The sequence below is a fragment of the Bacillus sp. RK1064 genome, from assembly GCF_051488405.1.
Lineage (GTDB): Bacteria > Bacillota > Bacilli > Bacillales > Bacillaceae > Bacillus.
In genome coordinates, this window is sequence record NZ_JBPSCZ010000001.1 from 1,203,093 (window position 1) to 1,224,341 (window position 21,249).

At 41.9% G+C, this 21,249-nt stretch carries 22 protein-coding genes; 2 read left to right on the forward strand and 20 right to left on the reverse strand.

Annotation, left to right across the window (positions count from 1 at the left end; all coding sequences use genetic code 11):
- Window positions 1-101: 101 nt before the first annotated feature.
- From ACSSTM_RS06490 to ACSSTM_RS06500, 3 genes are all read right to left on the reverse strand, one after another.
- Window positions 102-896, reverse strand: coding sequence for a DUF2268 domain-containing protein (locus ACSSTM_RS06490; RefSeq protein ID WP_034663290.1), 795 nt, complete (start codon window positions 894-896; stop codon window positions 102-104).
- Window positions 897-973: 77 nt separating this feature from the next.
- On the reverse strand, window positions 974-2,215 hold the full coding sequence (gene fabF / locus ACSSTM_RS06495) for a beta-ketoacyl-ACP synthase II (RefSeq protein WP_034663293.1): 1,242 nt from the start codon (window positions 2,213-2,215) through the stop codon (window positions 974-976).
- Between the two features lie 21 nt (window positions 2,216-2,236).
- The gene (locus ACSSTM_RS06500; protein WP_012009552.1) at window positions 2,237-3,175 is read right to left on the reverse strand and encodes a beta-ketoacyl-ACP synthase III; all 939 of its coding nucleotides are present in this window, start codon (window positions 3,173-3,175) and stop codon (window positions 2,237-2,239) included.
- A 169-nt stretch (window positions 3,176-3,344) separates the two neighbouring features.
- Here ACSSTM_RS06500 and ACSSTM_RS06505 point away from each other — a divergent pair, with 169 nt between their 5' ends.
- Window positions 3,345-3,578 (forward strand): hypothetical protein, encoded by a 234-nt coding sequence (locus ACSSTM_RS06505; protein ID WP_034663296.1) that lies wholly within the window; start codon window positions 3,345-3,347, stop codon window positions 3,576-3,578.
- Between the two features lie 9 nt (window positions 3,579-3,587).
- Here the strand turns inward: ACSSTM_RS06505 and ACSSTM_RS06510 are convergent, their stop codons facing one another.
- From ACSSTM_RS06510 to ACSSTM_RS06525, 4 genes are all read right to left on the reverse strand, one after another.
- Window positions 3,588-3,785, reverse strand: a complete 198-nt coding sequence (locus tag ACSSTM_RS06510) for a ComZ family protein (protein ID WP_003211983.1) — start codon at window positions 3,783-3,785, stop codon at window positions 3,588-3,590.
- Between the two features lie 10 nt (window positions 3,786-3,795).
- Window positions 3,796-4,758, reverse strand: a complete 963-nt coding sequence (locus tag ACSSTM_RS06515; RefSeq protein ID WP_034663299.1) for a BMP family ABC transporter substrate-binding protein — start codon at window positions 4,756-4,758, stop codon at window positions 3,796-3,798.
- A gap of 90 nt (window positions 4,759-4,848) precedes the next feature.
- A complete protein-coding gene (locus tag ACSSTM_RS06520) occupies window positions 4,849-5,424 on the reverse strand; it encodes a hypothetical protein (RefSeq protein WP_034663302.1) in 576 nt (191 codons plus the stop codon).
- A 75-nt stretch (window positions 5,425-5,499) separates the two neighbouring features.
- Window positions 5,500-6,240 (reverse strand): hypothetical protein, encoded by a 741-nt coding sequence (locus ACSSTM_RS06525; protein WP_034663305.1) that lies wholly within the window; start codon window positions 6,238-6,240, stop codon window positions 5,500-5,502.
- Between the two features lie 211 nt (window positions 6,241-6,451).
- On the opposite strand from ACSSTM_RS06525, the gene ACSSTM_RS06530 reads away from it, so the two are divergent.
- Complete coding sequence (locus ACSSTM_RS06530; protein WP_003211779.1) at window positions 6,452-6,646, forward strand: YjzD family protein; 195 nt, start codon at window positions 6,452-6,454, stop codon at window positions 6,644-6,646.
- 118 nt (window positions 6,647-6,764) lie between these two features.
- Here ACSSTM_RS06530 and ACSSTM_RS06535 read toward each other — a convergent pair whose 3' ends face one another.
- The 13 genes from ACSSTM_RS06535 to ACSSTM_RS06595 form a co-directional block, all read right to left on the reverse strand.
- Complete coding sequence (locus ACSSTM_RS06535; RefSeq protein ID WP_034663308.1) at window positions 6,765-8,030, reverse strand: MFS transporter; 1,266 nt, start codon at window positions 8,028-8,030, stop codon at window positions 6,765-6,767.
- 168 nt (window positions 8,031-8,198) lie between these two features.
- The gene (locus ACSSTM_RS06540) at window positions 8,199-8,378 is read right to left on the reverse strand and encodes a YjzC family protein (RefSeq protein ID WP_034663316.1); all 180 of its coding nucleotides are present in this window, start codon (window positions 8,376-8,378) and stop codon (window positions 8,199-8,201) included.
- Between the two features lie 102 nt (window positions 8,379-8,480).
- Window positions 8,481-9,431, reverse strand: a complete 951-nt coding sequence (gene argF / locus ACSSTM_RS06545) for an ornithine carbamoyltransferase (RefSeq protein WP_420735070.1) — start codon at window positions 9,429-9,431, stop codon at window positions 8,481-8,483.
- Window positions 9,428-12,508 (reverse strand): carbamoyl phosphate synthase large subunit, encoded by a 3,081-nt coding sequence (locus ACSSTM_RS06550; RefSeq protein WP_106037863.1) that lies wholly within the window; start codon window positions 12,506-12,508, stop codon window positions 9,428-9,430. The genes argF and ACSSTM_RS06550 overlap by 4 nt, the downstream gene beginning before the upstream one ends.
- Window positions 12,501-13,562, reverse strand: a complete 1,062-nt coding sequence (locus ACSSTM_RS06555) for a carbamoyl phosphate synthase small subunit (protein ID WP_066031043.1) — start codon at window positions 13,560-13,562, stop codon at window positions 12,501-12,503. Before ACSSTM_RS06555 ends, ACSSTM_RS06550 begins: the two co-directional genes overlap by 8 nt.
- 70 nt (window positions 13,563-13,632) lie before the next feature.
- Window positions 13,633-14,784: an acetylornithine transaminase gene (locus ACSSTM_RS06560; protein ID WP_437404104.1), complete on the reverse strand. Its 1,152-nt coding sequence runs from the start codon at window positions 14,782-14,784 to the stop codon at window positions 13,633-13,635.
- Window positions 14,781-15,557: an acetylglutamate kinase gene (argB, locus tag ACSSTM_RS06565; RefSeq protein WP_034663330.1), complete on the reverse strand. Its 777-nt coding sequence runs from the start codon at window positions 15,555-15,557 to the stop codon at window positions 14,781-14,783. Before argB ends, ACSSTM_RS06560 begins: the two co-directional genes overlap by 4 nt.
- 14 nt (window positions 15,558-15,571) lie before the next feature.
- Window positions 15,572-16,792, reverse strand: coding sequence for a bifunctional ornithine acetyltransferase/N-acetylglutamate synthase (gene argJ, locus ACSSTM_RS06570; RefSeq protein ID WP_268496196.1), 1,221 nt, complete (start codon window positions 16,790-16,792; stop codon window positions 15,572-15,574).
- Between the two features lie 20 nt (window positions 16,793-16,812).
- On the reverse strand, window positions 16,813-17,850 hold the full coding sequence (gene argC / locus ACSSTM_RS06575; protein ID WP_268496197.1) for an N-acetyl-gamma-glutamyl-phosphate reductase: 1,038 nt from the start codon (window positions 17,848-17,850) through the stop codon (window positions 16,813-16,815).
- Between the two features lie 137 nt (window positions 17,851-17,987).
- Window positions 17,988-18,536, reverse strand: coding sequence for an MFS transporter (locus tag ACSSTM_RS06580; protein ID WP_034663338.1), 549 nt, complete (start codon window positions 18,534-18,536; stop codon window positions 17,988-17,990).
- Window positions 18,533-19,978, reverse strand: a complete 1,446-nt coding sequence (locus ACSSTM_RS06585) for an FAD-binding oxidoreductase (RefSeq protein ID WP_095285007.1) — start codon at window positions 19,976-19,978, stop codon at window positions 18,533-18,535. Before ACSSTM_RS06585 ends, ACSSTM_RS06580 begins: the two co-directional genes overlap by 4 nt.
- A 120-nt stretch (window positions 19,979-20,098) precedes the next feature.
- Window positions 20,099-20,407: a metal-sulfur cluster assembly factor gene (locus tag ACSSTM_RS06590; RefSeq protein ID WP_024425066.1), complete on the reverse strand. Its 309-nt coding sequence runs from the start codon at window positions 20,405-20,407 to the stop codon at window positions 20,099-20,101.
- A 45-nt stretch (window positions 20,408-20,452) separates the two neighbouring features.
- Window positions 20,453-21,238: an alpha/beta fold hydrolase gene (locus ACSSTM_RS06595; RefSeq protein WP_060595985.1), complete on the reverse strand. Its 786-nt coding sequence runs from the start codon at window positions 21,236-21,238 to the stop codon at window positions 20,453-20,455.
- Window positions 21,239-21,249 lie beyond the last annotated feature (11 nt).

Sequence of the window (21,249 nt, forward strand, 5' to 3'; positions counted from 1 at the left end):
ATTATCAAAATTTATATTTGTATATTATTACATTGTTATGACGAAATCAAGAAGAATTTAGTAAATTTGTAATATGTCTCTTTTTATGTTAATCATTCACTTTATGAGTCTACCGCCTTTAAAAAAGTTTCGGACGGCTCTGCAATCATAGACTCCTCGCTGATTCGGTGCTCACTGAAATACTTTTTCACGATATAAAACCCGGTGGCGTAACCAAGCATTTTGGGGTAGTTCCCTTTTCCATAAAGGAGGTTCTGTATCAGTCTTTCGTCGTCCTGCACTTTTTGATCAAGATGACTGGATACCCATTTCTTATACAAGTGCTGAAGCTGCGTTTCGTCATAGAGAGTGGTCCATTTGGCTGTATAGCTTTCTCCGTATCTATGATACACAGCATATTCAGCGAGCCCCTCCATCATGATTGTATCAAGGAATGTAAAATCTTTTTCTTCTTTCGTGAGAAAATGCAACCTGCATACATGGTGATATTCATGAGTCAGCAATGTACCGATACGTTCTTTCGGAGTATTTGGCGACAAAAAGAGAAAGACCTTGTCGTCAAATGCCATGCCGGATTGATAATAAAATTGTTCTCTAATTTCTTTGCTGCTCTCATTAACTGGCAAAATAAAGACAGGAATGTCAGGGCCTTTCCATTGCTTTTGCAGCGTTTGGTATTCTTTCATGACGAGCTGGAAGTACCCTTTTTCTTTGAGCTTGTCGATCATGTCTTTGCATGATCTAAAAGACCGAATCATTCCGTGATGCTGCAGGTGGGAGAGAATAGAGGACCATTCTTTTTCCTCTGCCCCTTTAAAATAAGGAATAAAGCGCGATGCCAGCTCCTGAAATGATGATGATTGATGAATGAGATATTGTGTATTGACTAGACCCATACCGCTAAACACCTCCATTTTCATCATATGCAAAAAAGCGGCGATCTGTTTATAGATCGCCGCCTTCTTAGGAAATATTACGCTTCGTATTTTTTAAAGATAATTGTCGCATTATGTCCGCCAAAGCCAAGTGAGTTACTTAGAGCCACTTGTACTTCTTTTGAACGTGCTTCATTTGCCACATAATCAAGATCACATTCTTCATCCGGTGTTTCAAGGTTAATGGTTGGAGGAATGACGCTGTCTTTAATCGCAAGAACAGAGAAAATAGCTTCTACTCCGCCTGCTGCGCCAAGTAAGTGACCTGTCATTGATTTTGTCGAACTGATTGCAAGCTGATTCGCATGCTCTCCGAACACTTCTTTAATGGCCATTGTTTCAAATTTATCATTGTAAGGTGTGCTTGTTCCGTGGGCATTGATATAATCAATTTCTTCCACAGACAAACCAGCATCTCGAATCGCTTCTTTCATTGCGCGGACGCCGCCTTCTCCGTTTGGAGCCGGTGCTGTAATATGATACGCATCTCCAGTTGAACCATATCCAACAATTTCTGCATAAATCGTCGCCCCGCGTTTTAACGCATGCTCGAGTTCTTCAAGAACAATAATCCCTGCACCCTCACCCATAACAAATCCGTCACGGTTTTTGTCAAATGGACGGCTTGCTGTCTCTGGATCAGGATTTGTCGAAAGGGCTTTGTTCGCACAGAAACCTGCAAACGACATTTTTGTTAACGGCGCTTCTGTTCCGCCTGTGATCATCGCATCTGCATCTCCGCGCTGAATGACTTTAAATGCATCACCAATTGAGTTTGTCCCTGTTGCACATGCTGTCACTGTACAAGAGTTAACCCCTTTTGCGCCAAGTGCAATTGAAATTTGGCCTGTTGCCATATCTGGAATCATCATTGGAACGAAGAATGGGCTTACGCGTCTTGCCCCTTTATTTGAATACACTTCAAACTGCTCTTCAAATGTTTCAAGTCCGCCAATACCAGACCCAACCCATACACCAACACGCGGTGCGATTTCATCTGTGATTTCAAGACGTGAATCTTCTAGCGCCTTTTGAGCAGCAACGACTGCATATTGCGTGAAGCGTGCCATTTTTCGCGCTTCTTTTTTCTCCATGTAATCTTCAATGTTAAAATCTTTTAGTTCTGCTGCTACTTTTGCGGTATATTCACTTGAATCGACACGTGTGATTGGTCCAACTCCTGATACACCTGCTACAGCATTTTTCCATGTTGACTCTACATCGTTGCCAAGAGGTGTCAAAGCACCTAATCCTGTAACAACTACTCGTTTTTTATCCATTAATTTGTGCACCTCACTCTTTTATCGGCCCCATCGCATAGCGATTGCGCCCCACGTTAATCCGCCACCAAAACCAACCATTACAATCACATCGCCGTCATGAATTTTTCCGGCTTCGATTTCTTCACATAGTGAAATTGGAATAGATGCTGCTGATGTGTTTCCATATTTATGGACTGTCTTCGACATTTTTTCAACTGGCAGCTCTAGGCGTTCGCGGGCTGCTTCCATAATGCGAATATTTGCTTGATGCGGAATCAAGAAGTCAACGTCTTCTTTTGATAGTCCAGCTTTTTCGATGACGTTTACGCTTGACTCGCCCATTTGTCTTACAGCAAATTTAAATACTTCTCGTCCATTCATGATTGTATGATCTTTTTCATCTAAGTACAAGTGCTTCCCGCCTCTTCCATCGGCTCCAAGCTCAAATGAGAGAATTCCTTTACCTTCGCTGACTTCTCCTAACACAGCAGCGCCTGCTCCATCTCCAAACAGAACAGCTGTATTGCGGTCATCCCAGTCGGTAATGCGAGAAAGCTTTTCAACGCCAACGACGAGCACGTGCTTGAACGTACCTGATTCAATAAATTGTTTTCCAGTAACAAGCCCATACATAAAGCCAGCACACGCAGCGCTAATATCCATTGCACATGCTTTATGTGCACCGAGCTGCTCTTGAATCATACAAGCGACTGTCGGAAATGCTTGATCTGGCGTGACTGTCGCCACAAGAATCATATCGATATCTTCTGCAGCCACATCTGCGTCAGCTAATGCTTTTTTTGCAGCAGCAAGCGCCATATGAGATGTATTGACATCATCAGAAGCAATTCTTCTTTCTTCTATACCTGTTCTAGTACGAATCCATTCGTCAGAAGTTTCAACCATTTTTTCTAAATCAAGATTTGTTAACACTTTTTCAGGTATATAGCGGCCAAGGCCAATAATTCCAGCATTCATTGAATAAGACTCCTTTTACTCATACGAGCATGTAATATTGTGATCTTATATTAGTATCTGGTACTAATTTTACCTTATTTTTTTCTCCTTGGCAATACAAACGTCTAACCTTTCCTCTCACTTTTTTCATAGATTATTGATATACCGATAGTAGAAAGGAGCATGTGATATGGCGCAAAAAGATATTTTTTCGGCTATGATGTTTGGCCAGCCGCTTGAAAAGGAGAAAAGCAAGACAGAAGCAAAGGAGGAACGTGAGGAGACATCTCCAAGTGAAGACTCAATTGATTACATGCATGTCATGAATCAAATTGGGAACATTATGAACTCCATCGATGAACTGAAGCCTGTGTTTAAAGATGTTGGCCCTATGATTAGTGCCTTCAAGAAAAAATTATCATAAAAAAAGCCACTATTCTGTGGCTTTTTCTGATTCTGCATCTGCTTTCCCCAGCTCATATGCCTCTTGCATGACAGATGTAAACAATGATAAAAGCGGCTGAAGAGCTTCGGGCTCAAGCTGAATACCCGCTTTATCTAATTCTTCTTTTGCCTGCGGAAAATACTTCATGGCAATTTGTAAAAACTCCATCGATTTTTCGTGCTGCATCGTCGTATCCTCACTTTTCATTTGGCAGTTTGCCAGTTTTTTTGTAAGTCGCAATATCACTTTCAATATCTTTCACAAAAGCACGGTCAATGGTGGAACTAAATTTCCCCATTTCGATCACTCCTTCTTTAAAATCAAAGGAGTAGTCACCTTGTTCGTTTAGCTTGCCTTCATTAAATTTCTTCGCAATAATAGTGTACGCTTTATCCACATGCTGGACTGTGCTTGTTAAGACGGTATGACTGCCGAGGTTGGATTGATCAGTGACATATCCGATCGCTGATAAATTATCGGCTTTGATTTGTTCAATGACAGGGATATTATAACCATCGCCTGCTGGATATACAACATCTACGCCCTGCTTTTTCAGTTTTTGATAGAGCTCCACGGCTTTGTCAGCATCATCCCAGTTTTCGACAAACTCGGCAAGCACTTGTACATGTTCATCTTGATATTTTGCACCTTTGATAAAGCCATCTACTTCGCTTTGCCAATCATATGTAGCAAGAATACCAATCTTTTTTGATTTTGACATATGTGCTGCTGTCATGCCTCCGAAAAAGCCCATCGCTTCACCTTTAAACGTCACATTCGCGACATTATCCGCCTGAGGCTTGTTTCCATTTACCGTGATAAATTGTGTTTTCGGATAATCTTCACTAATTAAGTTGAAAATTTCGCTGTATTCATTGCCATGGCCAATAATCAAATTGACTCCTTTTTTGTGAAATTCTTCAATGGCATCAACGATTTTCTCTTTGTCGACCATTCCTTCCTTATAATAAACATCTACACCAAATGTTGATTGAATATTTAATAAGCCTTTATAACCTTTCGTTCCCCAAACTTGATCATTAATTGTATCGGGGACGAGTAAACCCACCTTCTCAATCTGTCCTTTTAAAGGTGCCTGTGAGCAGGCAGATAATAGGAGAAGGAACGAAAAGATCATGACAAGCCGCTGATACTTCATGCCATGTTCAACTCCCTTTGCCACATGCAGGCATGAACCTGTATGTTAAATATAGGTTTATTTTATACTGAAAAAAGATAAGATGGAAGATCATTCTTGCTTTTTGTCGAAAAATGTTGAGTTTTGTCTTTTCCATTCTACCATCATTTCTTCTGCTTGTTTGTCATCCGTTTGTCTTTCTACCTTCAATTCATATATCATTTCCTGTCTTTGTTCAGTGCCCGATGCCCACTTGAACAAATCCCTTACCACATCTTCTACAAAAAATGCTTCATCACGCTTAGTTCTTTCTTTATTAAGTGCCCATGGTCCGAACATGCGAGGGAGAATAACAGCCGGCACATTCTGATTGGACGATTCGTCTTCGGGTTTTTCGTAAAGAACCCGGTACATGCCATGTTTCGCTTTCATGTCTTTGTGTCGTTTATCTGATTCCTCTGATTGAATAAAGATGAGGTCATACGTGTCTTTTCCATCCTGAAGGTCAATGACACGGAAGAGATCATTTCTGCCGAGCCACATCATTCGCTCTTCTAATAACATCTTTTGCTCTTCTGTATGATCATGAGGACATGTGATATCCACTTGAATGCCCTCTTTCATCATATATTCACACAGCGCTAGACCAAAAAATTCATCTGCCCCTATGATCAGTCCTGTTTCCATGTTCATGTCCCCTTTTTTAGCTTATCGAATAAAAAGAAGAGCCCTTTCCATGAAGGGCTGTTATCATCCTATTCATCACAATTCTCTTTCATGCGATTTATAAAACTTGTGAATGGATTGAAAGATTCTTCTCGGATGATCAAACATATGCAAGGTGAGATCGATCTGACAATGCTCTGGATTCTTCATATGCTGATCTATAAAAGGCTTTGCATGCAGTTCATATGCATACGGTGCGCCGTTTAGTCTTTGCCATATGTGAATCGGTACATGAGCAGAATGAACAGGGCAAGCAGGGAGCGGGTACGTTTCCGCTTCCTTTTCAGAGCAGCCGTAGCTCTTCGCTAATTCTTTGATCATCTGTTTATAAAAGAATTTGTGTTCCTTTTCTCTTTCTCGTTGTGCATAGAGATGCAGACATGGATTCACGAGCGCAATGGACCTTAGCACTTCTGGCATCTCTTCAGCAAGGCTCATAGCAACGAGTGCGCCCATCCCCTCTGCCAGCACATGAATTTCCCGGTTTAATATTTCTTGTTTTAATGTGTGATGAACGAGCTGCTTTGCACTAAAAACAGCATCTTCGCATCCCCAGTGATTCCCATGAAGATGACTATTAAACAATGTATATCCTTCATCCTTTAAGGCAGTTAAAAGCTGGTTTCTTCCATAGTGCTGAAGCCAGAATGATGTATTTTCCTGCACAAAGTGATTTCGGTCACCGAGGATAAGAATGCCAAAGCCATTTGGTTTTTGAGGAAGGTGAATGACGTTCCACTGGGAACCAAGCTGGAAAAACCGTTCGCTTACACCCATATGGCCAGCCTCCTTTCAGTGATTCTGCTTTCTATGATATGAACAACAACTCTTGTAGGAATAAGGAAATCCCCTAAAGAGAGAAGAATTCTTTTTATTTTTATAGCAGAAGGTCTCAAAATGGTCACATAAAGGCTAAAACAGTCTTTTCCCCTCACTCGTATCTATGGTATGATAATCAATAGATTGTTACATAAAGGACGGTGGGATTATGCATTATATTATCACCCTCATTTGGACTTTTCTGCTGACACATATGGCTGGCTACATCGTTGCCTCGATGAATGGCGCTGCTTATGACTTTACTTTGACTTCTATTCTTGCAGTGGTGTTTACGGTTATTTTATTCATCTTTGCTGAAGTAAGTCCAATGAAAGAAACGGAAAGTTCAACAAAACACTCTTAATACGTAAGACTTGATTGCTGAGGAAGAGCTAAAATGATGTTGATTTTAGCTCTTTTTCTTTTTGATTGAAAAGCGGTACGCTAAAACCCCCTGCAGCCACAGGGGGTTTTTTTATCGATTACACCTCGACGGTTTCGGACTTCTGTTTGTCTGCTGTCAAATGGCTTTTCGCAAGCCCTGTAAACAGGAAGATCGCGATACCAGATAAAATTTCAAGGACCCCACCGCCAGCAATGACAGGTCCTGCTCCAAACCTTTCTGCCAGAACACCTGATACGACAGCTGCAAGCGGGAGAAAAACATTTGATGAAGCATTGATCACGGCGTATACTTGCGGCTGATCGTCTTGGTCGACAGACGTTTGAATAATGACCATTTCCGGTACATTGATCGCACTAACGGCGGCACCGAATATAAAGGATGCAAGTAGAACGACCGGCAGCCATGTACTCATCCCTGTGATAAAGAACGCAGCTCCTTCAATCATACCAGCGACAATAAAGAACAAACCAAATCTCTTAATTTTCACTTTCGCTAGAGCAAAGCCCATCATAAACGCGCCGACTGCGGCAACACCTCTTAAAATGGAATACACCATGGAATCGCTTTGCAGTGCTTCTGCTACGTATACAGCAGATAGTGCCTGCCACGGTGCTGCGGCGACATTCATTAAAATACAATACAGCGTCAGTGCAAATAAAATGTGATGATTTTTGACGACGAGAAAACCTCTTTTTAAGTTATACAAATATGTATTCTTTGCTTGTTTAATGCCTGCTGCTTTTTCTTCATCGGTTTTCTTTAGTTTGACGCCGATAATAAACAGGCCGGATATGATGAATAAGGCAGTGGTGATGAGCAGGGTATCTGCAGGTCCGATTAATTTGACCAAGAGACCAGCCACCATGACTGCTGCAAGTGCGACAATCTCAAAAGAAGATTGCAGGATGGCATTTGCTTTTTGAATCAGATGCTTCGGAACAATCTGCGGTAAAATGGCCACAGAGGCTGGATTATATGCTGCACCTGTTGCCGATTGAATAACCATTAATGAGATCAATAACCATAAAGGCAATAGATGCGAAAAATGCAGAAGCGGAATAATGAGTACAATTGTTGCTCGAACGACGTCTGAAGCGAACATCCATTTAGACAAATGGTGCTTTTTCATAAGAGGTCCTAGTATTGGGGCTAACAAAGATGAAGGAAGAACGGTTACTGCTAGGAGAAGTCCTGTACCGAGTGCTCCATCCCCTCTCAAAATCAATAGCCAAAGGACGGATGTAAAAGCAAAACTTTCTCCTGTGTTTTTAATCAGTCTTGATATGAATAATGAGGTGAAGCGTTTATTCCAAACACTTTCACTGAGATTCGTCTTTTCCATCACACAAATCCTTTCAACAATATATTCCAATTACATATTTTACCTTGAATTCTCTATTTTTCATACTATTTTTTGAAAATTGGAACTTAATTGATTTTTATTATAAAGAAAAAAGAGGCATGACACATGCCTCTAAAGACTTATTCCTTCTGACTCTTAGTCAATTGCTTATGGCTTTCTTTGGTAGGTCCAAACACGATTATGGTTCGAGTTATCCGGAAAGACGTCGCCTGCTTGAAGCTTAATCTTTAAAGGATCTTTCACCATACTGCCGGTTTCACCGATCTCGATATACACACCATTATTCGGTGCTTTATTCCCTGATTTAAATTGATGCTTCTGACCCATTCCCATCCTCCTTTCTCGATGATGTTATTATGTCCCGTCACTTGCCTCTCCAATCCTTTATGCAAAAAGTCCCTGCTCCTACGAGTCAGGGACACTTTTCATTTAATTGGTTTGTTGATACATGAGCTCTTTGATTAACGCTTTTTGTACATGCAAACGGTTTTCTGCCTGCTGAAAAACTTTTGAGTGCGGTCCGTCAATAATGTCTGCTGTCACTTCTTCTCCGCGGTGTGCCGGGAGACAATGAAGGAAAATATAATCCTTTGCTGCATAACTCATTAGTTCGTCATTGACTTGATATTCTTTAAATTCAGCAAGGCGTTTCTCTGTTTCTGCTTCCTGCCCCATGCTTGTAAACACATCGGAATAAATGACATCTGCATCTTGGACAGCAGCGACAGGGTCTGTCGTAACGATGACTTCTGCGCCTGATTGTTTTGCAAACTCACGTGCCGTATCTGTTACTTCTTGGAGCGGTTCATAGCCTTCTGGTGATGCAACAGCAATGTCACAGCCTAGCTGCGCACAGCCAACCATCAAGGAGTGAGCCACGTTATTTCCGTCACCAATATAGGCTAGTTTGATTCCTTTTAATGTTCCTTTTACTTCTTTGATTGTCAATAAATCAGCAAGTGCCTGACATGGATGGGAGTAGTCAGTCAGTCCATTGATGACAGGAATAGACGCGTATTGTGCTAGCTCCTCCACCTTCTCATGTTTAAAGGTCCGAATCATAATGCCATCCACATAGCCAGACAGCACTTGTGCCGTATCACTGATCGTTTCTCCTCTGCCAATTTGCAAATCATTTGAGCTGAGGAAGAGCGCATGTCCTCCTAGCTGCGTCATTCCCGCTTCAAACGATACACGGGTTCTAGTTGACGATTTTTCAAAGATCATCGCTAACGTTTTCCCTTTGAATAAATCCTGATAGGGATTTTGTTTCATTTCTTCCGCTTTTTCAATTAAATAAGTAATGTCATTGATTGAGAAATCTTTTAACGATAAAAAGTCTTTTCCGTATAATGCCGGTTGCACGTCGACTTGACTCATGCCGTCACTTCCTTTTTATATAATTCTTTGAGCGATACTGGTGATACATCTCCATTTTTCCCTTGCAGGAATGCTTGAGCTGTTTCATATTCGGTTAGAACTTGGACGCCATGTGTGAGTGCTTTTACACGCTGCTCTTTTGCCTCTTCATCTTCCCCTAAATGGATATGAAGCGACTTATCTTCGTTTTGCAGCCAAGTTTCAAAGCTGTCTGTCCAGACGTCAAAGCCTGCATGTTTCGCTTTATCTACCAATTGTTCACTGCCTTTTATAAAGAGGCTGCCTTTCTGATGCCAGATTGACGCAAACACTTTTTTCAAGGCGCTTTCGGCGTTCTTGCCTACACACATTCCTTCTCCTGTCGCTTTCATTTCAGGTGTCAGCTTTAAGTCAATATCTTGAATGGCATGTGATGAGAAGACTGGGAATTTGATCGCTGTTCCCCCTTTGTTTTTCGTTGCAGGGTTCAGTTCTTCAAGCGTCGCACCCGCTAATAATTGAGTCGCAAGCGGAATCATGTCAATGCCCATTACTTTGCTGACGACTGGAACCGTCCGGCTTGCCCGCGGATTTACCTCTAGTACAAGCGCCTGATCCCCTTTGATCACAAATTGGATATTCATAATGCCCTTAAACGCTAATTTCTTCGCTATTTGTTCGGACGCAGTATGCACCTGCTGTTTGATGTCTTCGCTGATGGAGACACTTGGTAAAATAGCAAAGCTGTCACCTGAGTGGACGCCTGCTTTCTCTATATGCTCCACGATCGTTGGAATGAAGGTCGTTTTTCCGTCAGAAATCAGATCCACTTCAACTTCTTTTCCAGTGACATACTCATCAATTAAGATCGGGTACGGCAAATGATCTGGCTGATTAAGCAATGATGTCAAATGTGCTTCTGACTGGACAACGATCATCCCCATTCCGCCAATGACATACGATGGGCGAATTAACACAGGGTAACCAATGATTCTGGCATGTGCGAGTGCTTCTTCTTTTGAGTCAGCCGTATTTCCTTCTGCATGAGGAAGATTCAGTTCATCAAGAAGCTGATAGAACAAATCACGATCTTCGAGCGCATCTAGCGTGTCAAAGGATGTACCTAACAACGTGACGCCGGCTTTTTCTAAGCCTTCTGCTACATTGATGGCAGTCTGTCCGCCAAATTGGACGATGACGAAATCAATTTTTTCTGCTTCGACAACGTTTAAGATGTGCTCTAATGTAATGGGTTCAAAATATAAACGATCTGCGATCTCATAATCCGTACTGACCGTCTCTGGATTGTTGTTCATCATGATGGTTTCAAAGCCAAGCTTTTGCAGGGTAAGAACGCCATGAACTGCACTATAGTCAAACTCGACTCCCTGCCCAATTCGAATCGGACCAGAGCCAATGATGAGTGCACGCTGCTTTGTTTTCTCCTGATGCTCTCCATCACTTTTGCCAAAGTATGTGGAATAGAAGTAGTTCGTTTTTGCATCAAATTCTGCCGCACATGTGTCGACAATTTTAAATGAAGCCGTAATGTCATATTCTTGACGAAGCTGTCTAATGGCCTCTTCACTGTGGCCTGTAAGAAGAGCAATCGTTTCATCAAGGAAGCCCTTTTCCTTTACCTTTTTCAAGGTGTCTTTTGAGAGCGTTCCCTCATGGTTCTTCAATTCCTGTTCGAGAATGATCATATTCTTGAACACATGTAAGAAGAATAGATCAATTTTCGTCGCTTGATGAATCGTTTCGACCGTTTCTTGTCTTGAAAGAAGCTCCATGACAGCGAAGAAACGTCGATCGTCTGGTGTTTTGATCAGTTCAAATAGTTGTTCAGTCGATTGGTCTTTCAATTCTGGCAGGTGGAAGCCCTTTGTTTTGATTTCAAGGGAGGCGACGGCTTTTTGAATGGCTGACTCTAAATTACGGTCAATCGCCATGACTTCGCCAGTCGCCTTCATTTTTGTTCCTAATTGACGATCTGCCTGTTTAAATTTATCAAACGGCCAGCGTGGGAATTTCACGACGACATAATCGAGTGCCGGCTCGAAACTAGCATAAGTTGTGCCTGTGAGCGGGTTTTTGAGTTCGTCTAGTGTATAGCCTACCGCAAGCTTTGCCGCCATTTTAGCAATTGGATAGCCTGTTGCTTTTGAGGCAAGAGCAGATGAACGGCTGACCCGTGGATTCACCTCAATGACAAAGTATTCTTTACTGAGTGGATCAAGGGCGAATTGGATGTTGCATCCGCCGACTACATCCAGTGCTGAAATGATTTTCAGGCTCGCTGAACGAAGCATTTGATAATCCTGGTCTGTTAATGTTTGGGAAGGTGCAACGACAATCGAGTCTCCTGTATGCACACCAACTGGATCGATATTTTCCATATTACAAACCGTAATACACGTATTTTGACGGTCTCTCATGACCTCATATTCGACTTCTTTAAAGCCAGCGATGCTTTTTTCAACTAAACACTGATGAATCGGGCTCGCTAAAAGGGCTCCTTCAATGAGCGGTTTAAACGCTTCTTCTGTTAAGGCAATTCCGCCGCCCTTTCCGCCAAGTGTGTATGCTGGTCTTAGGATGACTGGGAAGCCTACTTCTTTTGCAAATTGAAGGGCATCTTTCGCATTATCCACAATTTCACTATCTGGCACAGGTTCGTTCAACTGCTTCATGAGAGCACGGAATTTCTCTCGATCTTCACCGTTTTCAATTGTTTCAACTGACGTTCCGAGCAGGGTTACCCCATGCTTCTTCAGCACACCGGCTTTTTCTAGCTCGACAGCAAGGTTTAAAGCGGTCTGTCCGCCAAGGTTGGCTAAAAGACCATCTGGTTTTTCCTTTTCGATGATTCTTGTCACTGAATCAACTGAAAGCGGTTCAAAATAGATTTCATCAGCAAATGATTCGTCTGTCATAATGGTTGCTGGGTTGTTATTCACTAAAATGACTTTGTAGCCCTCTTCTTTTAAGGCCATACATCCTTGTGTTCCTGAGTAATCAAATTCTGCTGCCTGACCAATGATGATTGGACCAGACCCGATGACTAGAATGGTTTGTATGCTTTGATCTTTAGGCATGTGCAACTTCTCTCCTTGCTTGTTTCACTTTCTCAATAAAATCATCGAATACCCATTCACTTTCAGCAGGACCTGGGTGTGCTTCTGGATGAAATTGAACTGACATAATTAGCTTCTCTTTATGAATGAAACCTTCTACAGATCCATCATTGACATGAAGGAATTTCACGTCCACTTCTTTGTCATTCATGCTTTTTTCATTCACCACATAGCTGTGGTTCTGACTTGTCATGAAAACACGTTTGGATTCTGTATCTTGTACAGGGTGATTCGCCCCGCGGTGGCCAAATGGAAGCTTATACGTATCCCCGCCAAGTGCGAGAGCGATTAATTGATGACCTAAGCAGATTCCAAGTGTCGGGAAGGTCATCATGATGTCATGAATGGTTTTTAAATATGGCTTCATTGTTTTGGGATCACCAGGTCCATTTGACAGCAGAATCGCATCTGGCTTGATCTCAAACACCTTTTCCAGCTGTTTGTACGGAATGACGGTTACTTTACAGCCGCGCGCTTCAAGCGAATCTGCAATTGATTTTTTAAAGCCAAAATCAATGAGCGCTACATGTTCCTCGCCGCTGCCTTGTGTGTAGATCTCGTCCTCTGTCACTTGTGCGACCACATTGTCTTGTTTCATGGCCGGCGGTGTTTCGTTTTCGTCTACACTGATCACAGCGTTCATCGTCCCATTTGCCCGGATGTTTTGCACGACTGCACGTGTATCTGTATGCGTCAGAAGCGGAATGTTCCACTTCTGTAAATAATCTTTTAAGCTAACCGCTGCAAGATGATGAGAGAAATGATCAGCTGCTTCATACACAACAACAGCTTTCACTTGTGGTTTTTTGCTCTCAAAGTCTTCATGATTAATGCCGTAATTTCCGATGAGTGGATATGTGAAAACAATGATTTGTCCCTTATAGGAAGGATCTGTGAGCACCTCTTGGTAACCTGTCATCCCTGTAAAGAAAACCACTTCACCTGTCATGCCAGCTTCTCCTGTCAGATCTCCTTCAAAAGAGGCTCCATCTTCTAAATTTAAATAACCTTTCATGTTTGTGTCACCCCAAATTGAATAATTAGTAATATAAATGCATTTTTATGCGTTTTGGTGTAAAAAAAATTTAAACCGTCACTGCTTCATTTGCTAAAACCTGAGTAATCGCTTCTATTGCATGATCTATTTCTGCTTTTTCTACATTCAGCGGAGGTAATAACCGAATCACATTTGGACCAGCTGGAAGTACCAGCAACCCTTGTTCTCTAAGAGCTGTGATATAATCACCGACTGGCTGATGACATTCAATCCCTGCCATCAATCCTTTTCCGCGTACTTCTTTTACGATATTCAGTTGTTTCAGATCTTGCAGCTTTTCTAACAGATAAGCACCTTTTTCTTTGACTTCTGAAAGAAACTCTTCTTTGAAAATGACATCTAGTGTTGCATTCACTGCGGCCATGGCAAGCATGTTGCCACCAAAGGTTGTTCCGTGTGAACCTGGTGAGAATGCATCTCCTAAAGCCTTTTTCCCGATGACCGCACCGACTGGGAAGCCGTTTCCTAAGCCTTTAGCAGAAGAGATAATATCAGGATCAAGTCCCGTTTGTTCGTATGCAAACGCTGTTCCTGTACGTCCAATACCCGTTTGAATTTCGTCTACGATCAGCAGTGCTTTATGCTTTTTGCAAAACGCTTGAACGGCCTCTAGAAATTCTGCTGTTGCTGGATTTACTCCACCTTCTCCTTGCACAACCTCGAGCATTACCGCTGCCACATCATCGACTTCACACGCCGCAATAGCGTCTGGGTCATTAAACGGTACATAATGAAAGCCTTCCAGCATAGGGCCAAAGCCAGTTTTGATTTTATCTTGACCTGTAGCAGCCATACCAGCATACGTGCGCCCATGAAAAGAGTGCAAAAATGTCACGATATTTGTTTTCCCTGTTGCTTTACGTGCTAATTTGATCGCGCCTTCATTTGCCTCAGCTCCGCTATTGCAGAAAAACACGAGGTCTCCTGAACTGTTTGCCGCAAGCTTTTCTGCTGCTTTTTCCTGCAGTCCATTTTCAAATAGATTCGATACATGCCAGACGTGATCAAGCTGCTTCTTGATGGCTTGATTGACCTTTGGGTGATTGTGGCCTAGATTTGTAACCGCAATGCCTTGTATAAAGTCTAAGTATCTTTTTCCATTTGTATCGACTGCCCAAGAACCTGCTGCCTCTTTAATTTCAACATTCCACCGTCCATACGTTTGAAAGAGATGACTCACAGGACCGCCTCCTTTTGTTTCACAATTCTTGTTCCTTTAAAGGTTTCCCCTGTAAAGATACTGCCTTTGCCATTCACGATCATGACTTCATCCACATCTCCTGATAAAGCACTTAAAGCGGATTGCACTTTTGGAATCATTCCCCCGGAAATAATGCCTTCATCAATGAGTGAAAGAGCTTCTTGTTCGGTGACGACATCTAATAATTCACCATTTTTTAAAATGCCTTCCACATCTGTAACAAACATGAGCTTATCAGCTTTCATCGCTCCTGCGACAGCTGATGCTGCTAAATCAGCATTTACGTTTAACGTTTGGCATTCTTCTGTCATAGACAGCGGTGCAATAACAGGAATAAATTGTTTTTCCATTAATGCTTCTGCCATCTCTGGATGGACTTCTTTGATTTCGCCAACGTATCCGTACACGTCTTGATCGAGGAAATCGGCGACAAGCATCTGCCCATCTTTTCCAGATACGCCGACAGATGAAATATCATGCTTTGCGAGCTCTGACACAAAGTATTTATTCACCGTTCCCGAGAGGACCATTTCAGCTACTTCTAATACAGGCTTCGTTGTTTTACGCTGCCCGTCAACAAATTCTGTTTTCACTTCTAATTTTTGCAGCATGCTAGTGATTTCAGGACCTCCACCATGGACGATAGCCAGCTTAAATCCAGCAGCTTGAAGTGAGCGGACATTTTCATAAAAGGTATCTGAAAGTTCTCGAATGACACTGCCTCCACACTTAAATACGATCGTTTTATCCATGTCTATCTCCTTCATTATGTGCGATAGCTCGCGTTAATTTTCACATAATCATAGGTAAGGTCACAGCCCCATGCTGCTGCTTTACCATTTCCCTCATTCATTTGAATCAAAATCGTGATCTCATCCTGCTCTAGATACGCTTTTGCTTCCTCTTCTGAGAATGGCTGCGGTTCATTATGTTTAAACAGACATTGTGCGCCTAAATAAACTTCTACCTCTTGTGGTGTGACGGAAGCTGCACTATGACCAATGGCTCCGACGATTCGCCCCCAGTTGGCGTCGGTGCCGTAGACGGCTGTTTTCACAAGACTTGAACCGACGATTTTCTTCGCTATGATGCCGGCTTCTAAATTATTTTTAGCGCCAGCAACTTGCGCTTCAATTAATTTCGTTGCACCTTCTCCGTCTCTTGCAATCTCTTTGGCAAGATCCTCACAAGCTAGCTTTAATCCTTCTTTGAACAATGGCCATTCTGGATGCATTTCATTGAGTGCTTCATTTTCTGCCATGCCATTTGCCATTACGAGTACCATATCGTTTGTCGATGTTTCCCCATCGACGGTAATTTGATTAAAGGTCACATCGGTAATGTCACGAAGTGCGTTTTGCAGGGCTTCCTGTTCGACATTTGCATCCGTTGTCACGAAGCCAAGCATCGTTGCCATGTTCGGATGAATCATGCCAGAGCCCTTTGCTGCACCTGCAATCAGAATCTCTTTGCCGTTTATCGTCAGGGTGTATGTTGTATTTTTAATGACTGTATCTGTCGTTAAGATTGCCTCTTCAAAATGACCATTTCCTGCTTTTGCTTCTTTCAGCTGAGTGATACCTTTTTTGATTTTATCCATATCGAGACACTCTCCAATGACACCAGTAGAAGAGACAGCAATGTAATCAGATTCTACCCCTAACATATCTGCGCAGGCTGCCTGCATTTCGAATGCGTCCTTCAAACCTTGCTCACCGGTACATGCATTGGCGATGGCACTATTGACAATGACACCTTTTAATTGCCCTGTCTTTTTTAAGCTTTTCTGAGTGACTTGTAGAGGTGCAGCTTGAAAGTGACTTTGTGTATATACCGCTGCACTGGCTGCCGGCACCTCACTGACAATCAGTCCAAGGTCTTTTTTTGAATAGCGTAATCCAATATGAATCCCCTTTGCTTCAAAGCCTTTTGGTGATGATACGTCACCGTCTATTTTTACAATGCTTTTTTCATTCAATTCGATCATGTTTGTTGTCTCCCCTGTTCTTATGGATAGAGAGGTGTCATTGTGAGGCCCGCCTCTTCATCTAAGCCTTTGATGATGTTGAAGTTTTGAACCGCTTGGCCGGCTGCGCCTTTCATGAGATTGTCGATCACAGACACAATCGTGAGTCTGCCTGTACGTTCATCTAAATGAAAGCCAATGTCACAGAAATTACTGCCGTATACTTCCCTTGTTTGCGGATACACCCCGTGATCTCTCACTCTGACAAAATAGGAATCTTCATAAAAGCCTTTCATATGCTTCATCAATTCCTCTTTTGTGATATCTGATTTCAGCTGTGTATACATCGTCGCCATAATCCCCCTTGTCATCGGGACAAGATGCGTTGAAAATGTGATGTTCGCCGTTTGCGGATTCCATTCTCTTAATATTTGCTCTATTTCAGGTGTATGTTGATGTTCATTTACCTTATAAATTTTGAAATTGTCGTTTAGCTCTGAAAAATGTGTTCCAAGTGAGGCAGATCGTCCTGCACCGGACACGCCTGTTTTTGCATCTATTATGATCATAGATTCATCGATTAGATTCTGTTTCATCAGCGGTGCTAAACCGAGAAGAACTGCGGTAGGAAAGCACCCTGGGTTTGCAATAACTTCAGCCCGCTCAATTGTTTCACGATTTAATTCAGATAATCCGTACACAGCTTGTTGAACAGATGCTTGATCAGCTGCCCTTCGTTTATACCAAACTTCATAGGTTGCGCCATCTTGAATGCGCAAATCACCTGATAAATCAATAATGGGCACTCCTTGATTCATGAGCTTCGGCGAAAGTTCACTTGATACGCCTGCTGGTGTCGCTAAAAACACAGCATCTGTTTCTCGCACAATGGAAGCTGGATCAATGGCTTTTAATGTTTGATCAGTAATAGTTGTCAGATGCGGATAAGATTGACTGTATAATTGCCCATCACCACTTGATGAATACAATATACATTCCTCCACATGTGGATGATGCTTGAAGATACGAACCAATTCCGCACCACCGTACCCTGTAGCACCTATAATACCTATTTTCAACGTCAATACACCCTCTTGATCTTTGTGAAATTATTTAACATTATAACATGTATAAAAATTAATTCAATTGTATATTTAATATTTGTTTTCATTTTTTTTCAACAAAAAATCCGCATATCTTCATGAGACATGCGGATTTATCTTTCGTTTTTGATATAGATGACCATGAGCGCACTGCATAAATATAATATGGAGCTTGCATAAAAAATGAAATGAACGGTAAAGAAATCAGCAAACAGGCCGCCAAGCATAATCGCGATGGATGAAAAAAGAGCTGTCCAAAAATGATAGTGGCCAACCTCCTTCATTCTTTTATTACCTGTTGTCAGTTCCGTGACGAGCAGTTTCTCCCCGTGTTTTTGAAAGCCGCCTAACGCACCAAGTGCAAGCTGAATCATATACACTTGCTCCACTTCTGTTATATGCGGAAATAGCAGTAAAAGAAACGCCATACCGAACGAATGAATGATTAAAAAGAGACGCCTGTCAGTAGTTTCGGGTAGTTTCCCTAAGAGTAAATGAATAAACGCTCCGCTTAAACCAAACAAGCCATAGGCAAGACCAAACTGTGAATAGCTTGAACCAACATTTTTAATAAAAAGAATGTAAAAAGGGAAAATCAAACTGCTGGCGAAAAACAGCAGGCTTTGTGAGTAGACGAACCATTTCATTGCTTTTGCATTCATTGTGTATTGTACCTTTCATAAAAGTAATTGATAAACCTGCCATCTGGATCTGCTTTCTTTTTCTTTTGGAAGAATACATCGGTTTTAGGATACGCCCGCTTCATTTGTGCCTTCGTTTGATAAGGCATGTACGGTAAGTAATAGCTTCCATGGTGCCGCAGCGTGATATCTGTCATTTGCCGGATGATCCGCTCTGCTTCTGCCTTCTCTTCTTTCTCAAAACCATAATTCACTAAAAGAACAAGGGCAAACATATCTTCTTTCGCATATGAGAGATCCGCTTTTTCATTTTTTTGTACGTAGCGTATCGTGATGTTCATTAAATTCAATTCTTCCTGTTGTAAAAAGTCTCTCATTTCATCGATATACGCACGAAAGCGGTCAACTGGGACGAAATATTCCTGAAGCACATCTGTGTCTGACTCATTTTCATATTCTAAAAAAGCAGAATCTGAACGCATCACATTGTTTCTTGTGATCAGCTGATCATTTTGACTTTGGAAATACTTTTTTTGCAAATTCCAGAGCAGATCTTTTCCCATATCAAATCTTCTTGAAAGGCCGAGCATAAATTTCAATGGCATGACGAGCTGATCTTCCTTTAGCTCTCGGTATGGTTCGAGCTCTTGATGAGTTGAGAGGGAATAGTTCGTTACATACATCTCCTTCAAAAAGTTTGTTTTCGCTGTTGAGATTCTTGCGAGATGCATGCGTACTTCTTTATTGTGTTTGACATGCTTTTGAAAATAATCGGTGTATTCACGATAATCAAGAGAGGTTGTCTCCATTTTGTATAATTCATCTCTCGTTAGCGAAAGCTCAACATCTAAAATCACGCCGAACAAACCATATCCGCCAATCACGGCTGTAAACAAATCATCGCCTGGCTTCACTGTAACGATCTCCCCATCTGCCTTTAGCAGCCTAAAGGAACGAACCGTGTTAATGAGTGATCCGTAGCGAATGTCACGTCCATGTGCGTTTGCACTGAGAGAACCGCCAATCGTGAAGATATTCTGTGATTGCATGACCTTCACGGCAAGACCATATGGGTTCACATATGTTTGTATATCATCCCATGTAACGCCGCTTTGGACCCGAATCGTTTTCTTTTTTTCATCAAATGCTAAAATCTGACGGAATTTGGTCATATCAAGCACGATGCCATTTTCATAATACGTGTGGCCACCCATGCTATGCTGTTTCCCTGCAATGGATATCGGCAGGTTTTTTGCTTTCGCTTCTTTTAATACTTCTTTTAAAGTGTCTATTTCTTTTCCTTGAACGACTTTTTTTATTTTGACAGGCATAAGATGACTGACATCTGTAAAGGCTTCAAGATCTTGGCTTTTGTGTGCTTGCTCCTCACGAATGGTGATTGATGCAAAAAATGCAGCAGCGTATCCCACTAAAAGAACAATCCATAACCATTTTCGTTTCATTATGAGGCTCCGATCTGTTATATTACACCCATTATATCAATACGTTCTCTTCCTCCACCTTATTTTTTCATAAAAAAAACCTGGCATGAGTTCAACTCATACCAGGCATTTTTCATGTGCTTATTGAATACCGAGCGCAATTTTTGCGTATCTTGACATTTTGTCTCGTGTCCAAGGCGGATTCCATACGATGTGAACTTCTGTTTCTTTCACTTCTGGAAGATCACTTAATGCTTTTTTGACTTCATCCACGATAATTGGTGCAAGAGGACAACCCATTGATGTTAAGGTCATGGTGATATCCGCTTTTCCATTCTCATCAAGATCGACATCATAGACAAGTCCAAGGTTGACGATGTCGACATTTAGCTCAGGGTCAATCACCTGTTCTAGGGCGCCTAAAATATTTTCTTTCAATGCTTCATCCATGATATCCACTCCTTTTCCATTAGTATAACGTACTTTTTCCTTTGACTAAACGTTTGTGCTTTTCAGATGTGTCACAAACCAGTCAATCGTTTCAAACATTGCTTGTCTTGAGACCTTATGGCCAGCTTGTCCGTCTGTGATAAAACGAATCAGGTGCGGGTCTTCTTTATATTGGGTTGCGGCTAACTCGTCATAAAGAGCCTTTGCATGCCGGTAAGGGACAACAGGATCGTTTTCTGCATGCCAGAATAACAGCGGTCTTTTGTTTAATCGATCTGTTTGCAGCGTTAAATCATAAGGGCGCAGGGCGTCTAACTGCTGATGAACCTCTTCGTCTGTAATCTCTTTCATCAACCCTTTGTGCCGCATGTCCATGATTTGTGCTTGTAGAAATGTCGTATATTTCGGACTGCCCATCAAGCTGACTGCCGCTTTAATCCAATCATGCTTGGCCAGTGCACCAAAGGTGGTGATGCCGCCCATGGAAGTACCCGCAACACCTATCAGATCGGCTTCAATCAATTGTTTTTCTTGAAAGTATGTTTTGAGTATATCGATTTCACGTATTTCGTTCAGGACAATTTCCCAGAACTTTGATGCCAGTTCCTCTAAGCTGAGGTTTTCTGATCTTACACCATGATAAGCACAGTCAGGCAAAATCACTCTCATGCCTTTTTCCGCCAAATGAAAGGCGAAGTGTAAATTGTGCTCACGTGCACTTGTAAATCCGTGTATGAAAAATACAAGCGGAAGCGGTTTGTCTTTATTTTCAGCTTTTACGATATGTAAAAATGGAATATCGTGTTCAGTTTGCTCATCAATGGTGATCACAGCCTATGAAT

Coding starts and splice junctions, on each gene's coding strand:
- ACSSTM_RS06490 (WP_034663290.1), bottom strand. CDS start 896: ATGGGTCTAGTCAATACACAATATCTCATTCATCAATCATCATCATTT.
- ACSSTM_RS06590 (WP_024425066.1), bottom strand. CDS start 20,407: ATGGATGAAGCATTGAAAGAAAATATTTTAGGCGCCCTAGAACAGGTG.
- argB (WP_034663330.1), bottom strand. CDS start 15,557: ATGGATAAAACGATCGTATTTAAGTGTGGAGGCAGTGTCATTCGAGAA.
- ACSSTM_RS06500 (WP_012009552.1), bottom strand. CDS start 3,175: ATGAATGCTGGAATTATTGGCCTTGGCCGCTATATACCTGAAAAAGTG.
- ACSSTM_RS06520 (WP_034663302.1), bottom strand. CDS start 5,424: ATGGAAACAGGACTGATCATAGGGGCAGATGAATTTTTTGGTCTAGCG.
- fabF (WP_034663293.1), bottom strand. CDS start 2,215: ATGGATAAAAAACGAGTAGTTGTTACAGGATTAGGTGCTTTGACACCT.
- ACSSTM_RS06505 (WP_034663296.1), top strand. CDS start 3,345: ATGGCGCAAAAAGATATTTTTTCGGCTATGATGTTTGGCCAGCCGCTT.
- ACSSTM_RS06580 (WP_034663338.1), bottom strand. CDS start 18,536: ATGAATGCAAAAGCAATGAAATGGTTCGTCTACTCACAAAGCCTGCTG.
- ACSSTM_RS06555 (WP_066031043.1), bottom strand. CDS start 13,562: ATGAAAGGTTATTTAAATTTAGAAGATGGAGCCTCTTTTGAAGGAGAT.
- ACSSTM_RS06515 (WP_034663299.1), bottom strand. CDS start 4,758: ATGAAGTATCAGCGGCTTGTCATGATCTTTTCGTTCCTTCTCCTATTA.
- ACSSTM_RS06525 (WP_034663305.1), bottom strand. CDS start 6,240: ATGGGTGTAAGCGAACGGTTTTTCCAGCTTGGTTCCCAGTGGAACGTC.
- ACSSTM_RS06540 (WP_034663316.1), bottom strand. CDS start 8,378: ATGGGTCAGAAGCATCAATTTAAATCAGGGAATAAAGCACCGAATAAT.
- ACSSTM_RS06510 (WP_003211983.1), bottom strand. CDS start 3,785: ATGCAGCACGAAAAATCGATGGAGTTTTTACAAATTGCCATGAAGTAT.
- argF (WP_420735070.1), bottom strand. CDS start 9,431: ATGAGTCAAGTCGACGTGCAACCGGCATTATACGGAAAAGACTTTTTA.
- ACSSTM_RS06535 (WP_034663308.1), bottom strand. CDS start 8,030: ATGGAAAAGACGAATCTCAGTGAAAGTGTTTGGAATAAACGCTTCACC.
- ACSSTM_RS06530 (WP_003211779.1), top strand. CDS start 6,452: ATGCATTATATTATCACCCTCATTTGGACTTTTCTGCTGACACATATG.
- ACSSTM_RS06585 (WP_095285007.1), bottom strand. CDS start 19,978: ATGAAACGAAAATGGTTATGGATTGTTCTTTTAGTGGGATACGCTGCT.
- argJ (WP_268496196.1), bottom strand. CDS start 16,792: ATGATCGAATTGAATGAAAAAAGCATTGTAAAAATAGACGGTGACGTA.
- ACSSTM_RS06550 (WP_106037863.1), bottom strand. CDS start 12,508: ATGCCTAAAGATCAAAGCATACAAACCATTCTAGTCATCGGGTCTGGT.